The sequence below is a fragment of the uncultured Desulfosarcina sp. genome, from assembly GCF_963664155.2.
In the GTDB taxonomy this organism is placed as follows: Bacteria; Desulfobacterota; Desulfobacteria; order Desulfobacterales; family Desulfosarcinaceae; genus Desulfosarcina.
The window spans coordinates 899,981-914,744 of sequence record NZ_CAXXXH010000001.1; the positions used below are offsets into that span (position 1 = coordinate 899,981).

Annotated in this window: 9 protein-coding genes; 7 read left to right on the plus strand and 2 right to left on the minus strand. The window is 52.1% G+C overall.

Annotated features, from left to right (window positions below; genetic code table 11):
• Positions 1-82: 82 nt before the first annotated feature.
• Positions 83-1,138: a homocysteine S-methyltransferase family protein gene (locus tag ACHZBS_RS04005; RefSeq protein WP_319405239.1), complete on the plus strand. Its 1,056-nt coding sequence runs from the start codon at positions 83-85 to the stop codon at positions 1,136-1,138.
• Between the two features lie 36 nt (positions 1,139-1,174).
• Positions 1,175-2,059, plus strand: a complete 885-nt coding sequence (nudC, locus tag ACHZBS_RS04010) for an NAD(+) diphosphatase (RefSeq protein ID WP_319405240.1) — start codon at positions 1,175-1,177, stop codon at positions 2,057-2,059.
• A gap of 320 nt (positions 2,060-2,379) precedes the next feature.
• On the opposite strand, the gene ACHZBS_RS04015 is transcribed toward nudC, so the two are convergent.
• Positions 2,380-3,515, minus strand: a protein-coding gene (locus ACHZBS_RS04015; protein ID WP_319405970.1) for an IS3 family transposase whose coding sequence is annotated in 2 segments (ribosomal slippage) — positions 2,380-3,236 and positions 3,236-3,515 — 1,137 coding nt in all. Because the reading frame shifts where the segments join, the coding sequence is not laid out codon by codon here.
• Positions 3,516-4,063: 548 nt separating this feature from the next.
• Here ACHZBS_RS04015 and ACHZBS_RS04020 point away from each other — a divergent pair.
• Both ACHZBS_RS04020 and ACHZBS_RS04025 read left to right on the plus strand, forming a co-directional pair.
• Positions 4,064-6,406 carry a hypothetical protein gene (locus tag ACHZBS_RS04020; protein ID WP_319405241.1) on the plus strand — a complete coding sequence of 781 codons (2,343 nt, stop codon included), beginning with the start codon at positions 4,064-4,066 and terminating at the stop codon, positions 6,404-6,406.
• Positions 6,406-8,343: an alkaline phosphatase D family protein gene (locus ACHZBS_RS04025; protein WP_319405242.1), complete on the plus strand. Its 1,938-nt coding sequence runs from the start codon at positions 6,406-6,408 to the stop codon at positions 8,341-8,343. The genes ACHZBS_RS04020 and ACHZBS_RS04025 overlap by 1 nt, the downstream gene beginning before the upstream one ends.
• A 449-nt stretch (positions 8,344-8,792) precedes the next feature.
• Here the strand turns inward: ACHZBS_RS04025 and ACHZBS_RS04030 are convergent, their stop codons facing one another.
• Positions 8,793-10,748: an acetoacetate--CoA ligase gene (locus tag ACHZBS_RS04030; protein ID WP_319405243.1), complete on the minus strand. Its 1,956-nt coding sequence runs from the start codon at positions 10,746-10,748 to the stop codon at positions 8,793-8,795.
• A gap of 264 nt (positions 10,749-11,012) precedes the next feature.
• Here ACHZBS_RS04030 and ACHZBS_RS04035 point away from each other — a divergent pair, with 264 nt between their 5' ends.
• The 3 genes from ACHZBS_RS04035 (at position 11,013) to ACHZBS_RS04045 (ending at position 14,732) form a co-directional block, all read left to right on the plus strand.
• Positions 11,013-11,882: a radical SAM protein gene (locus ACHZBS_RS04035; RefSeq protein WP_319409061.1), complete on the plus strand. Its 870-nt coding sequence runs from the start codon at positions 11,013-11,015 to the stop codon at positions 11,880-11,882.
• Positions 11,883-11,992: 110 nt separating this feature from the next.
• Positions 11,993-14,011 carry a transketolase gene (gene tkt, locus ACHZBS_RS04040; protein ID WP_319405244.1) on the plus strand — a complete coding sequence of 673 codons (2,019 nt, stop codon included), beginning with the start codon at positions 11,993-11,995 and terminating at the stop codon, positions 14,009-14,011.
• A 238-nt stretch (positions 14,012-14,249) separates the two neighbouring features.
• Positions 14,250-14,732 (plus strand): cache domain-containing protein, encoded by a 483-nt coding sequence (locus ACHZBS_RS04045; RefSeq protein ID WP_319405245.1) that lies wholly within the window; start codon positions 14,250-14,252, stop codon positions 14,730-14,732.
• Positions 14,733-14,764 lie beyond the last annotated feature (32 nt).

The following is a 14,764-nucleotide window of genomic DNA, read 5'->3' on the forward strand; positions in this document are numbered from 1 at the left end:
TTATAGTGAATTGAGTTGAGTTGATGTATTTTCTCAAATAGATCTCAAATGCCATTACCCGAATGTAAAGATGGAGAAATCAATGACTGAACTAAACCAGACAACGCTGACGGAAAGGCTCAATGCGGGCACCGTTTTGGTCGCCGAAGGTTATATTTTCGAACTGGAGCGCAGGGGCTTTTTAAAGGCCGGCCCATTCGTCCCTGAGGCGGTACTCAAATATCCAGAAGCGGTGCAGGGCCTGCACCGGGAATTCGTCCGCGCGGGCACCGACGTGGTCGTGGCCTGCACCTATTACGCGCACCGCTCGAAACTGCAGTCCATCGGCATCGAAAACGCCCTGGAGCAATTGAACGTCAAAGCCCTCGAACTGGCCGTCGAAGCGGCCCGGGAAACCGGGGCACTGGTCGCCGGCAACATCTGCAATACCTGGGAATATGACCCGTCGGACCTGAAAGCATCCGAGGAAAAGGTCCGGCAGATTTTCCGTGAGCAAGTCCAGTGGGCCAAGGCAGGAGGTGCGGATTTCATCATCGCCGAAACCTTCAGCCATTATGGCGAAGCCTTACTGTCACTGGAGGAGATCAAGCGGGTCGACCTGCCGGCGGTCATCACCTTCAGTCCGGTGGCCCAAAACACCTGCGACGGCTTTTCTTTAGCCGAGGCGTGCAAGCGGTTGGAAGATAATGGCGCCGATGTGGTCGGGCTCAATTGCGGCCGGGGACCGAAAACCATGCTGCCGATTCTTGAGCAGATCCGCCAAACGGTTTCCGGCCACGTGGCCGCCTTGCCGGTGCCTTACCGCACCCATGACCGGCAACCCTGCTTTTTCGATCTGCGGGGTGAGGATGGCAAAAACGCCTTCCCCGTGGCGCTGGATCCCTTTTTGTTGAGCCGGTTTGAAATGGCCGATTTCGCGATAACGGCAAGGGACATGGGCATCAACTACATCGGCATCTGCTGCGGGGCCGGCCCCCACCACGTTCGGGCCATGGCCGAAGCCCTGGGCCGGACGGTCCCGGCCAGCGAATTTTCCCCGGAACTCAAGCTCCATCCCATCTTCGGCGACCGGCAGGTCCAGCGGCAGAAGTATGTGGAATGCCTGTATGGGCCGAGACCGGAAGAAACGGAGAAGTAAAGGCGTCTGGCTTATGGTACCAGGCGTTGGCTGCCCTTGAAAAGAGCTATAGACCAATTTTTGAATGTCATCCAAAATCTCGGGGGCCAGCAGGCAGGAGTCAGCAAGAAAATGATTTTTAAGCCGGATTTCAAACCTACACGCAGTCAGTCTGGCCCCGCTCTCTGGTTCATCCTCGACAAGGGCTGTCTACTAACCAAAATCAATGCAGATCGGTTCAGTATCCCGGATGCAGCTGACCTGGAAGCCCTTCAAATCTCACTCTCCTATAAATTGTATCTGGGATCCCTGGACGGGCAGCCATGCTACGCGGGTGCGCTGGAACCGGGTAATTCCTTTGATGCAAATTTCAAACTAACCCATTTGCGAACGCTTTTCGGATTAATTCCGGAACCATTAATCTGGATTGCGGGCCATGGTAATCAGCTGTTGTATTGGCATCTTACTCACCGATATTGTGGAAAATGCGGTCAGGAAACTGAAGATAAAACGGACGAACGGGCAAAGATATGCCCCCGATGCCAACATATCAATTACCCTCGCCTATCCCCAGCTGTCATCGTAGCGATTATTAAAGACAACCGGATTCTTTTAGCCCGCAACCGACATTTTAAGGGGCCTTTTTACAGCGTTCTGGCAGGTTTTGTGGAACCCGGAGAATCATTGGAGGAATGCGTTAAAAGAGAAATTAAAGAAGAGGTCGGCATTACCGTCAAAAACGTTCGATACTTCGGCAGCCAGCCCTGGCCTTTTCCCGACTCTCTCATGATTGCATTCGTATCGGATTATGCTGCCGGGGAAATTGTAATTGATGGCTCGGAAATCATCGAAGCCGCATGGTTTTCAAAAGAGGAACTCCCCCAAATACCACCCCAAATTAGTATTGCCAGGCAATTGATCGACTGGTTCTCTCAATTGTGACGTCCAGAGATCCCGAAGATAGTTTTCGGTCCCTTTTACCGAATATAGGGGTGCTTTGAAAACCGCAGATTTTCTTGGATATCTTGGTTCTTGACAAGAACCGCTAATCTAGGATGATCTCAATTATCAAAAATAATATAACTTTTTGATATCTAAAGAAACCGATATGTAATCATAACTCGCAAAATTTCTTAGCCGACCACAATCTGTTGGATTACATATCATTCAGTCCTGATGCCGGGAGGTGGACCCCATCGGCTGGACAGCCTGAGGGGTAGAATAAGCTATGAGCCGAGAGCTTTTTAAAAGATAAAAAGGCATCAGGCAGCCTCGGCGAAAGGATGGGGCAGACCGTAATAAACCTCATCCGGGGTTCTGTCGTCAAGGGCCGAATGGCCCCGTTCGTGATTGTAATAATCGAGCCACCGGCCCAGACCCTGCCGCAGCGCCTTACCGGTGTCGAATGCGTGCAAGTAAATGTATTGGTGTTTGAGGGTCCACCACAGCCGCTCGACGAATATATTGTCCTGGCAACGACCCCGACCATCCATACTGATGGCGACCTTGTTATCGATGAGAACCTTGGTGAACGCGTTGCTGGTAAATTGAGCCCCTTGGTCGGTATTGAAGATTTCCGGTGGCTCATAGCGGCTCAACGCCTCTTTAAGGGCATCGATACAAAAGGCGCTGTCCAGGGTGTTGGATATCCGCCAGGCGAGCACCTTGCGGCTGTGCCAGTCCATGATCGCCACCAGATACATGTACCCACTGGCCATGGGGATGAAAGTGATGTCGCTGGCCCAAACCTGATTGGTGCGACTGATGGTCATACCCCTTAGCAGATAAGGATATACCTTATGCTGGGGATGGGGGCGGCTGGTCCGCGGTTTGGGATACACCGCCTCGATACCCATTAATCGCATCAGCCGCTGAACCCGTTTGCGATTGGCTGTTATGCCCTGACGATCCAGCTGGCGGCTGATCGTTCGGCTGCCCGAGGATGGATTGGTAAGATACAGTTCGTCGATCTTGCGCATCAGTTCCAGCTCTTCTTGGCTTATGGGTATGGGTTGGTAGTAATAGGATGACCGGCTAAGATCGATTAGTTCACACTGCCGGGAAACGCTCAGCTGCCGATCCAACGGATCGATCATGGATTTACGCTGTTTGCGATTCAGCTGCTGAGCTTGCGTGCTAAAAAATCGTTTTCCACCTTGAGTTGACCGATCTGGCGGTACAGTTCGGCGGTTTGGGCATCGGCCTGTTTTCTGGATCGGTGGCTTTTATCGAAGATATCGGCTGCACCGTCGAGCATCTGCCGCTTCCAGGTGGAAATCATGGTGGGGTGAACACCAAATCGACTGGCCAACTGTGCTGCGGTTTCTTCGTTCTGAATGGCAGCCAGAGCGACCTTGGCTTTGAACTGTGGACTGTGTGATTTGCGCTTGTTACCCATCGTCAGATCCTCCTCATTTTTGGTCTGACTCATAGCTTAGCACATTGTCCAGTTTTTGGGGTCCACCGCCCCGATCGTTTTGCAACTGAGGAAATTTTGTTGACAACGGAAGATTTTAAGATTTATATAATCCAATAAAGTGTGATTTCAGATAGCCCTCACTTGACTACCATTCTCTGATTGAACCCACGTTTCATGCGCTTCCGACCGCTCGATTGAGTCTCCCCCTATACTTCGATCTATATCATTTTAAGAAAATAAAAAACCTTAAGCAAAATCGGTATAGCGACGCCTTCCATTTGGTTTTATTTTAGCATTGCATTTACGATCATTCTCAATATCGCAGGTTGTGACCGGCAGAAGTAAAACCCATTTTATTAAAATTATATGCCTCAGCAACCTGATTGGGGAGATCGGCATGCGAGGTTCTTTTTTGATACAATAGCCTTTCCGCTTAAGAGGTTCGTTCCATGGTAGTCTGATGGCAGGGAGACTCCAAAAAAGGATAATGTTTTGAGTTCAACATCAACCTAAAAAAAGGAGCTGTTATGTCTTTACACACCAATATAGGCGAAGAGTTTTTCCCGATTGATGTTGCCGATCCAAACCAACTGACCAGCTATTATGAATCCTATGTGTTGATTCCCAACTTAGGCCCACTTCTTTATTCAAAATTATACGGAAAATTAAAACGCGTTGTGAATGATTTTTCCAGTGCCATCAATCTGATTGACGACATCAACACGTATTATGTTCGATATAAAGAAATACCACCAACGCCCTATATTCCTGCTGACATCGTTGTATTTGGGTCAGAAATCAGTGAGGGGGCGGCGACATCCGGCTTTAAAATTGATGAGGCCTATGCACGCCCCAACACATTGCCCCCGCAGGCCGTATTACGGTCACTCAGCAATATTGGCACACGGGTCATTAAAAGTGCACCCGTTGCAAACTTCTATACAACTGATGATGAGCGCATGGAAAGCTACAAGACAATTTTATCCGGACTCTCTTTAAAAAATACGGCCATTTCCGCATTGGTGGACAAAGATCTCATGTTGGGGAGTGACGGTGTCGTTTCGAAAAAGTTTCTTGCGGCCAAACGAGAGAGCCAGGTTGAAACGATGGTGGCCAGCTTCGTTGGTGCTGCGGAGGCTGTTGATATATCGGGTGGGATACGTGAATTCAGCACAAGCATAACCACCGCCTTAATAAGAAATAAGGCAAAACTTTCTAAGTTCGGGGCACAGCTTGTTGACATCACGGCCATTTCGGTTGCCAATTTCTTTGATCGATATGGGATTGTCAATCCGGCAGATCACATCACCGTCGCCAACAGCTGTGAATGGGCGTTTTTGCGTAAGGAGCGAGTCACCCTTGATTTGCGGCGGCCTTTATTTCGCGGCCCCTTGAATGTCAACAGCGTATCACCCAACAGCGAACTCACGCTTACAGAAACCCAGAGCCGTATAAGCACCAGCGGCACTCGCACGCTAATAGCAAGCAGCGATGATTTGACAGAATATAACAGCATCTCTTCCGAGATCAAAAGCAAGCTGGGCATCCTATTTGATTATGGGTCCAATCTTGGGCAGACCATGAGCGAACAAGGGTACACCCAAGACAACATGAAAAGTGAAAAGCGATCGCGGGTTGAATCCGCACTTCTGGAAATATCCCAACAAAACAGCACCGTGACCGTGTCCACCCAGACGCTCTCATCCTCAGAAATCAGAGAATATCACACGGAGGGGAAAGACCCCAAGTTTGCAACGAGTGAGTTGTCGTTTGAAGTATTTTCACCGATCCGTGTGAGCCACTATCTGGATGATATCAGTGCCGTGTGGGCCCCTCGCATGAAAAATCCGTTTTCTGAATTGAGAGCCAGCTTGACCGAATACTACATGAAAACCTATTTCGATTATATCCAGGAAAATTACGTGATAGACCCCATGGAGCCTATTCCCAGTTATGAAAACGTCAACAGGGTCACACGCGATACAGCCTATGAAAGTGACCCGGGTACCTTTACCAAAAAAGTCACGTTCAAGTTAACCGCCAATGAAATTGCAACCGGCCACCTGTTTGGAGAAGACATTCAACTTGAATTTCACCAGCATTGCGACTGGTATGAAAACTGTTATGACGATGATGATCGCTGGATGAAAGTCCACAATGTGGACCGCCATGGCGGTGACAGTTGGGTGGATGTGACAATCAAATACCACGTCGACAATGTCACTGGAAATGATCCTGACCGAACCTACATTACCGTGTCCATCGACAAGTATAAAGAAACCGAAGCCTATCGGCAGGAGATGAAAGAGTATACCCAAACCGTTGGCAAGACCAATCCGGCCCGCCGCAATGCCATCAAGGTTCAGGCCCGCAAATACGCTGCACTCAAACGGGATGAACTGATTCGAAAATATGAAAGCAATATCAAAGATTTAAAAGATTTAACCTTCACATCATTAATCCGGAAAATGTTTTCAAACAACGTTGTGGACGACGATTGGTCTTATTACCTTGGCATCATACGAAGCTGCATTGACTGGGATAGGAGCCGAATCGAACCCGAGCCATGCAGCATCAATGACCTCTATGCAACAGTATTGTCACCCTACCATTTTTTGAATGTCCAAGCCGTCCGCTTTTTTCTTCCCATCAATGTGGGCGCTGAAGCGATTTTTTTCGATACCATGCGTAAGGTTGTGGATCCCACATGGCGCAGTCTGTTTAACACCGTGGAGAGATACATCAAAGATCAGCGGAATAAGTTTATGGAATTGAACGAGGCCAAGCGGCTAATCGACAGATACGACTCAGAGCTCATTCTGGGTCGTCATCTCGAAGCCGTTCTGAGCAATAAAGCCTTTGCGGAATAATGAAAAATTTACTTAAACCACTTTCAACGACACCTCCGGTGTCCACCGATATCAGTGATGGTATCCTTGCGTTTGCGACAGACCATTTATCCGCCATAAAATACCCCAACCGGATCAATGATATTGCTGTGGTCGGCAGGTTGAACGATTGGCATCGATCGTTCCTCTTGCGTCCAAAATTCGGGGGTCGGTTCATCTTTTTGATGTATCCCAAGAACAATATCGCGCCAGAAACTTTTATTGAGCAGCCATTTCATCTTCAGGCGTTTAACAGTGCTCCCGCCCTGATCAACATCAGCATTCCGAACCATTTGCGGTTTTTCGACACCTGGGAATGGCGGGTAGTCAAAACCGACGGTGCCAACGAGGAAGAAGACCATTTTGATGAACTGGATGCCCTTGCTATCACCGATGGCATGTTAACAGGTCCAAGCGCATCGAAATTGGCCAAATATGCCATGGCTGAGAAATCTTACAGCACCCTGATCTTTCAGGTCCGAGCCATCATGTCAGGTGAGATTGTTTTTGAAGAAGAGCGAACCTCGGATAAGGCCAAAATTGCAGTGTGGTCTTGTCATCAACCGTATGCATCGGAAAATGGTCAAGCCATTGTAAAACCTTCCAATGAAAAAATTCTCAACTGGTATCAAAAATGGATGGACCACTTTTCACCGCATATGATTTGGATGCTCGGCGATAGTGTGTATTCCGATGGCACAGGTGCCCTGGATTTTGTCAAGCAAGTGTATGACCAAAAAGGCTGGCACGACAATTGGGCAAAGCGCAAGGACCTCTTGTCCCTTTATCGTCTCAATTATCGCTACCATTGGGGATTTGAACCCATGCAGGCCGTCATGCGTCGATTCCCCCATTTGGGCATGTGGGACGATCATGAGATACGAGATGGTTATGGCAGCGACGAAAAAGACTTTCGTGACTGCAATCAGGCAATCAAGCAAATCGCCAGTCAGGCCGCCGAGGAGTATCTGTTCCAATACAGCCCAAAACTTCGAAGCGAAAGCACACGAAACAGCTCGGTGGACAATCACCAAGCCTATGTCAACAACACCATCGCGGCATTTGTGTTTGATGGACGAAACAGCCGCAATTATGGCGAAGATATGCCGATTCCTTCTGAGGTGCCCCTCCTTGCAGGTGCCTTGGCCGGATTGCTGCTGGGAGCGATGACCGGCGGTGTCGTCGGAGCGGCGGCAGGGACAGTTGCCGGGACGGTTGCCGGCGCGGAATTGACCGCAGAAATTGTGGATGTCTACCGTTGGCACAACCCCGGGGAAGTCGTATCCGAACTACAACTCAAAGATTTCGAACGATTTTGCAATCACCTCAAGAGTCAAACCCATGTAAAATATCTGGTCTTGGGCAATAGTGTCCCTTTTATTTACATTCTGGACTTAGTGGAGTCCATCGCCGCTGAATCAGCCATCGCCGGGACAGAAACGGGAATGAACATGCGGGATGACATCCGAGACAGTTGGCATTCCCCAGCCAACCGGCGGCAATTGAGCAAATTGATCGACATTTTAAGGGATTTACATCATGCCAGGAATGACCTCGAGTTCGTTAATATCTCCGGGGACATCCATCTATCCAATGCGTTCCGGTTTCAGCCTGATGGCTTTAATAAGCCTCTTTTTCAAGTCACCTCGTCTGCGCTGACAAACGATCCACCAAGCGCAGAAGGTCTGTTAAACCTGCTCAGCGTCGATGGGCCTTTAAGTTCAAACCCAAAGTCGGATCTATTTGGCCCCATTGAAAGATTGTGGCATGTGGGTGATGCTCAGAATTTTTTGACCATCAATGCAACACTGCATGAAATTGAAATGCATCTGCATGTGTATAATCCCGATGATGTAACATCCCAGCCGAACGATAAAACTTTAACCATTCGCCCGAATCAAGGCTATGCTCTATCCTGATTTTCATTCTTTCGGCAGAACCAGACATTCGCGTAATGATACTGCTTTTCTTTACTCTGTCGGCCACATCTTTAATCCTTCCAATTATGGTGAAATATTAACGGCATAAATTTCAGCATCTCAAAGAGCAGCCGGTCGAATACCTGCTGCATTAAAAACACTTCTGAGCCAAGGGCATTTTTCAAGTTGGGTTTGATTCAGATGGATTATTGTTACAGATGGAAGGGAATTACATTTTTATATTTCAAACCTGTTTGACTTTGATCTTACCCCACCAGACTATCCGATACAAATCTTGTCCACAGCCTTTTATGCCTAAACCTATGATGGGTCTATCTTAAAGGATATTAACGCCTAAAGGTTTTTTTTGATTTCTCCATCCAAAGCTGTGAGACTTTATAACTTTTGTGATATCCTGCTTTCAAACGACAGTCTTGTCCCGCAAACACTCAATTTTTTTGAAGTTCCTCAATCCCGGCGAAGTAATCCAGCGCCTCGGGATTTCTCAGGGCATCCTTGTTCTTTACCGCCTGGTTGTGGATCACCTTCTTGACAGCCAGCTCCACTTTTTTCATGTTCAGGGTGTAGGGGATATCCGGCACCGAGACGATTTTGGAAGGCACGTGGCGCGGTGAGGCATGCGCGCGGATGGTCTGCCGGATTTTGTTTTTCAGCTCGTCGGTGAGCTCGACGCCCGGAACCAGTTTGACGAACAGGATCACACGCACATCGTTTTCCCATTTCTGCCCCACCACCACGCTGTCCTCGATCTCTTCCAACTGCTCCACCTGGCGGTACAGCTCGGCAGTACCGATGCGCACGCCGCCGGGGTTCAGGGTGGCGTCGGAACGGCCGTGCATCACGACACCACCGTGTTCGGTGACCACGATGTAGTCACCGTGACGCCAGATGCCGGGGTAAACGTCGAAGTAGGCACTATGGTATTTCTTTCCGTCGGGATCGTTCCAGAAGTAAATGGGCATGGAAGGAAAGGGCGCCGCGCAAACCAGTTCCCCTTCCTGGCCCTCCACGGGCTTTCCGTCGTCGTCGAAGGCAAACACTTTCATGGCCAGCCCCCGGCACTGAAGCTCGCCCGCATACACCGGCCCCATAGGGTTGCCCAAGGCAAAGCAGCCATTCAGGTCTGTCCCACCGGCAATGGAGGCCAGTTGGAGGTCGGACTTGACGGCCTCATAAACGAATTCAAAGCTTTCGATGGAAAGGGGCGAACCGGTGGAAAGCACCGCCCGCAATGGGGACAGATCGAATTTTTCCTTCGGGCGGACACCGGCGGCCTGAAGGGCGGCCAGGTAGCCGGCGCTGGTGCCGAAAACAGTGATCTTCTCATCCTGGGCCATCTGCCAGAGGGCCTCGGGAGATGGGTGGAACGGATTGCCATCATACAGCACCAGGGTGGCACCGGTGGCCAGGCTGCTGACCAGCCAGTTCCACATCATCCATCCACAGGTGGTGAAGTAGAAGATCGTGTCTTCCCGTTTAAGATCGGTATGCAGCAGCAATTCTTTCAGATGGTGGATCAGAATGCCGCCGGCGCTCTGGACCATGCACTTGGGCAGGCCGGTGGTACCTGAGGAATACATGATATAGAGCGGATGATCGAAGGGCAGCTGTTCGAAATCGATCTCCAGCCCGTCCTGCGCCGATTTGAAATCGGCATACATCACGGCTTTGGGGATGGCGCTGATGTCCGGTTGTTCCTGGGCATAGGGCACCACCACCAAACGTTCCACCGTGGGAATCTGGCTGATGATGTCGGCGATGCGCGCCAGCGAATCCAGCGGCTTGCCCTTGAAAAAATAGCCGTCCGCGGTAAAGAGCACCTTGGGCCGGATCTGGCCGAAGCGGTCCAGGACGCCCTTGATGCCGAAATCCGGGGAGCAGGAGGACCAGGCCGCACCTAAAGAGGCGGCCGCCAGCATGGCAATGATCGATTCGGGCATGTTGGGAACGAAGCCGGCCACCCGGTCGCCGACCGTAACCCCGGCGTCTTTCAGGGCCTTGGCCACCCGGGCCACCTCGTCGTAAAGCTGGGCATAGGTAAACGTCCGCCGGACCCGGTCTTCTCCCCGGAATACCAGGGCCACCCGCTCGTCCCGATAGCGCAGCAGGTTTTCTGCAAAATTGAGGCGCGCACCGTCAAACCACCGGGCGCCGGGCATCTTGGTGGCATCGTCGACCACTCTGTCATAGGGCTTTGATGCCTTGATCGCGGCGAAATCCCACATCTCTTTCCAGAACTCGGGAATATGATCGACGGACCACTGGTAAAGCCCGCCGTAATGGTCAAAAGATGTGCCGTATCGCTGGTTGATCAGCGTCATAAACCGGTACATGTTGGATGCTTCGATGCGCGCTTCAGACGGCTGCCATAATAATTTGCTCATGCGGGGTTCTCCTCCCTTCAAGTCGATGGCAAGGGGGATAAAAACGGTTTGCCGACGCTGGCTGTCACCCGTCGCAAACAGCGGCAGGCAATGGCAGCCTTATCGCTTTCGTCGGTTAATAAACAGGGTTCATTAGTTGAAGTTTTTCATATCAGAATGAACAAATATTGACAATGCCGGAAAGGACCATCAGATTATCCTCGAGTCAAGGAGGCAATTCCGAGTTCACGGATTATGGGATCAATAAAGATAGAAAGGGATTTCATGCACTACGAAGGCAACATCATCCGGCCCCCCAGCGAAGCCAACAGCATCCTGCTCCAGGTCACCGTGGGCTGCTCTCGCAACAAGTGCACCTTCTGCGGGGCCTATCAGGGAGAGCGGTTCAGGATCAAATCCGATGAAATTATCATGGCGGATATCGCCTTTGCCGCCACCCACTGCCAGCGCCAGCGCCGTGTGTTCCTCTGTGACGGCGACGCCCTGATCATCCCCCAGAAGCGGCTGATGAAGATTCTCAGCGAAATCCGCCGGCGGTTGCCCTGGGTAACCCGGATTGGCGTATACGCCAACGCCAAAAGCCTGAAGATGAAAAGCCCGGAAGAATTGCAGGAACTCCGGGAAAACGGCATCGGCATCGCCTACATGGGGCTGGAGACCGGCGACGACGTCACCCTCAAGGCCATCAACAAGGGGGCCAACGCCCAGACGATGATCGACATGGGTCGAAAGGCCCGGGCAGCGGGCATCAAACTGTCGGTCACCGTGCTGCTGGGACTGGCTGGCCGTGAGCGGTCCCAGATCCACGCCCGGGAGACCGGTCGGGTATTGACGGCCATCGATCCGGAATACGTGGGCGCGCTGAGCCTGATGCTGATTCCCGGCACCCCCATGTATGACGATTACCAGGCCGGCCGCTTCGAACTCATCGAACCGGACGAGATGCTGGCTGAACTTCGCACCATGATTGCCGAAACCCAGCAGACCCAGGGGCTGTTTCACGCTAACCACGCCTCCAACTACCTGCCTATCCGCGCCCGTATGCCCAAAGAAAAGGCCAAGACCCTGGCCCTGATCGATGCGGCGCTGGAAGGCAGGGTGGCGCTGCGGCCGGAGTGGATGCGGGCGCTTTGAATCGCTGCGGCAACATTCCTTAAAACCCTTGCTTCGACATCAATTCTTTTGTATCAACCTCATTTAACGTCGACCCATAAATGATGAACTCGCAAAAGGAGCAGCACTCAATGTCCAAGGGCACCCAGAAAAAGCAGCCGACCATCGACGATCTTTGCATCAACACCATCCGCACCCTATCCATGGATGCGGTGCAGAAGGCCAACTCCGGCCACCCGGGCGCACCCATGGGGCTGGCCCCGGCCGGTTATGTGCTCTGGACAAGGGTGATGAAGTACAATCCGAAAAACCCGGACTGGCCGGATCGGGACCGCTTCGTTCTCTCCGGCGGCCATGCATCCATGCTGCTTTACAGCCTCCTGCACCTGACCGGCTATGACCTCAGTCTGGAAGATATCCAGAATTTCAGGCAGTGGGGCAGCAAGACCCCCGGCCATCCCGAATACGGCCACACCCCGGGAGTGGAAACCACCACCGGTCCATTAGGGCAGGGCTTTGCCAACGCCGTGGGCATGAGTATGGCCGAACGGCATCTGGCCGCCTGTTTCAACCGGCCCGGTCACGATATCGTGGATCATTACACCTACGTCATGTGCGGCGACGGCGACATGATGGAGGGGGTGTCCTCTGAAGCGGCTTCTCTGGCCGGGCACCTTGGGCTGTCCAAACTCATCTGCCTGTATGACGACAACGGCATTTCCATCGAAGGCACCACCGGCATCGCCTTCACGGAAAATGTGGCCAAGCGTTTCGACGCCTACCACTGGCAGGTGATCAAAGTGAAAGACGGCAGTGACCCCGATGCCATCGAACAGGCTATCCTGGCGGCCAAGGCCGAGACCGGCAAACCCTCGCTCATCATGCTCAAGACCCACATCGCCCACGGCAGCCCCAACAAGCAGGACACGGCCGATGCCCATGGCGCACCGCTGGGTGAAGAAGAGATAAAGCTGACCAAGGCGGAATTGGGATGGCAGGAGAAAAAGCCCTTTGCCATTCCGAAAAAAGCGCTGACCGCCTTCCGCAACTGTGTCAAGACGGGAGAGAAAGCGGAAGCCGGCTGGAAAAAGGCTTATCTGAAATACAACCGGAAGCATCCGGATCTGGCCGACGCCTGGGTCAATGCCCTGACCCGGTTCATGCCCAAGGGTTGGGAAGCGAACCTGCCCCGGTTCAAACCGGAAGACGGCCCGATGGCCACCCGGGCCGCCTCGGGCAAGGTGCTCAATGCCGCCGCCGCCATTTTCCCCAGCCTGATGGGGGGCTCGGCCGATCTGGCACCGTCAAACAAGACCTTTATTGACGGATTCCCCGAATTTCAGAAAAAGAGCTACGACGGCCGCAATATCCGCTTCGGGGTCCGCGAATTCGCCATGGGCGCCATCATGTCCGGCATGTTTCTGCACGGCGGCGTCCGCCCTTACGGCGGGACCTTTCTGGTGTTTGCCGACTACATACGCCCGGCTATCCGCCTGGCAGCCCTGATGAAGCTGCCGGTGATTTACGTCTTTACCCACGACAGTGTGGCAGTGGGTGAGGATGGCCCCACTCACCAGCCCGTGGAACACCTGGCCGCCCTGCGGGCCATCCCGAACCTGACGGTAATCCGACCGGCCGACGCTACGGAAACCGCCCACGCCTGGCGCAAGGCCATCTCCATGAACAACAGCCCGGTGGCGCTGATACTCAGCCGTCAGAAACTGCCCATCCTCGATGCGAAACAGACGGCCTGCGGAGTGGACCAGGGCGGATATCTCCTCTCGAACTGCAAGGGCAGACCGAAAATATTGCTCATCGCCACCGGGGCCGAGGTCCACATCACCCTCAAGGCGCAAGAGATACTGGCGGGCAAAGGCATACCCGCCCGTGTGATCAACATGCCTTCCTGGGAGCTTTTTGAAGAAAATTCAGCGGAGTTCAAAAACCGGATTCTTCCGCCGTCCATTAAGCACCGCATTGCCGTGGAAGCCGGCATCCCTATGGGATGGGAGCGTTACGTCGGCCCGGGCGGCAAAGTCATCGGCATCGATGGATTCGGGGCCTCGGCGCCAGGAGGAACCGTCCTGGAGAAATTCGGCTTCACCGCCGATAAGATTGTCGAAACCGCCCTCGGAATGCTTAAAAAATAGCCGGGTGCGAAATCGACGAAAATTGTGGGTACTTTTATAGGCGCCCAATTTTCACGAAAGTTTCCTGAGCTTTTGCCGATAATAAGGATGGCGTGGCCGACAGGACAAAAACTTAATCCGGCATGCGCTGACACATGAGGCAGAAATTAACTTATGAACTGACTTACATACTGTTTTTTTATGTTTTTTTCCTATTCAATCCGAGATGAACGGATTACCGGAAACAATGGAGGGTGTTTTGAAAAGAACAATTGCAGGCGTATTGGCCGTAGTCGTGGTAATGTTGCTGACGGTTCCCGTCCAGGCCGGGACTCGTGACGATTGTATTTCCAAATGCAAGGAAGCCGGGGATTTCATAAAAACACAGGGAATCGATTCCGCCATCAAGGAAATCAACAACAAGAAGGGCCGCTTCGTGTGGAACGACGGCGTGAGTTATGTTTTCCTGATGAACATGAAAGCCAAGATGCTGGCGCACCCGCACAAACCGGAACTGACCAAGCCGGACACCCTGATCGAAGCGACAGACGTTGACGGCAAGGCCTTTTTCAAGGATTTCGTCAAAGCCGCCGAAAAGGGAAAAGGCTGGACCAAATACATGTGGCCGGTCCCCGGCATGGAAATCAACAAACCCAAGCACACCTTCATTTACCGGGTGCCGGGAACGGATTACTTCGTCGGTGCGGGTTTTTACGTCATGTCGCCGGGCGTGTTTTACTGATCGTTAACGATCGCATAGGAAAAAAGCAACCT

What these genes read in the sequence shown, in the direction of transcription:
- ACHZBS_RS04020 (WP_319405241.1), top strand. Translation starts at nt 4,064, where the DNA reads ATGTCTTTACACACCAATATAGGCGAAGAGTTTTTCCCGATTGATGTT.
- ACHZBS_RS04005 (WP_319405239.1), top strand. Translation starts at nt 83, where the DNA reads ATGACTGAACTAAACCAGACAACGCTGACGGAAAGGCTCAATGCGGGC.
- tkt (WP_319405244.1), top strand. Translation starts at nt 11,993, where the DNA reads ATGTCCAAGGGCACCCAGAAAAAGCAGCCGACCATCGACGATCTTTGC.
- ACHZBS_RS04035 (WP_319409061.1), top strand. Translation starts at nt 11,013, where the DNA reads ATGCACTACGAAGGCAACATCATCCGGCCCCCCAGCGAAGCCAACAGC.
- ACHZBS_RS04030 (WP_319405243.1), bottom strand. Translation starts at nt 10,748, where the DNA reads ATGAGCAAATTATTATGGCAGCCGTCTGAAGCGCGCATCGAAGCATCC.
- ACHZBS_RS04025 (WP_319405242.1), top strand. Translation starts at nt 6,406, where the DNA reads ATGAAAAATTTACTTAAACCACTTTCAACGACACCTCCGGTGTCCACC.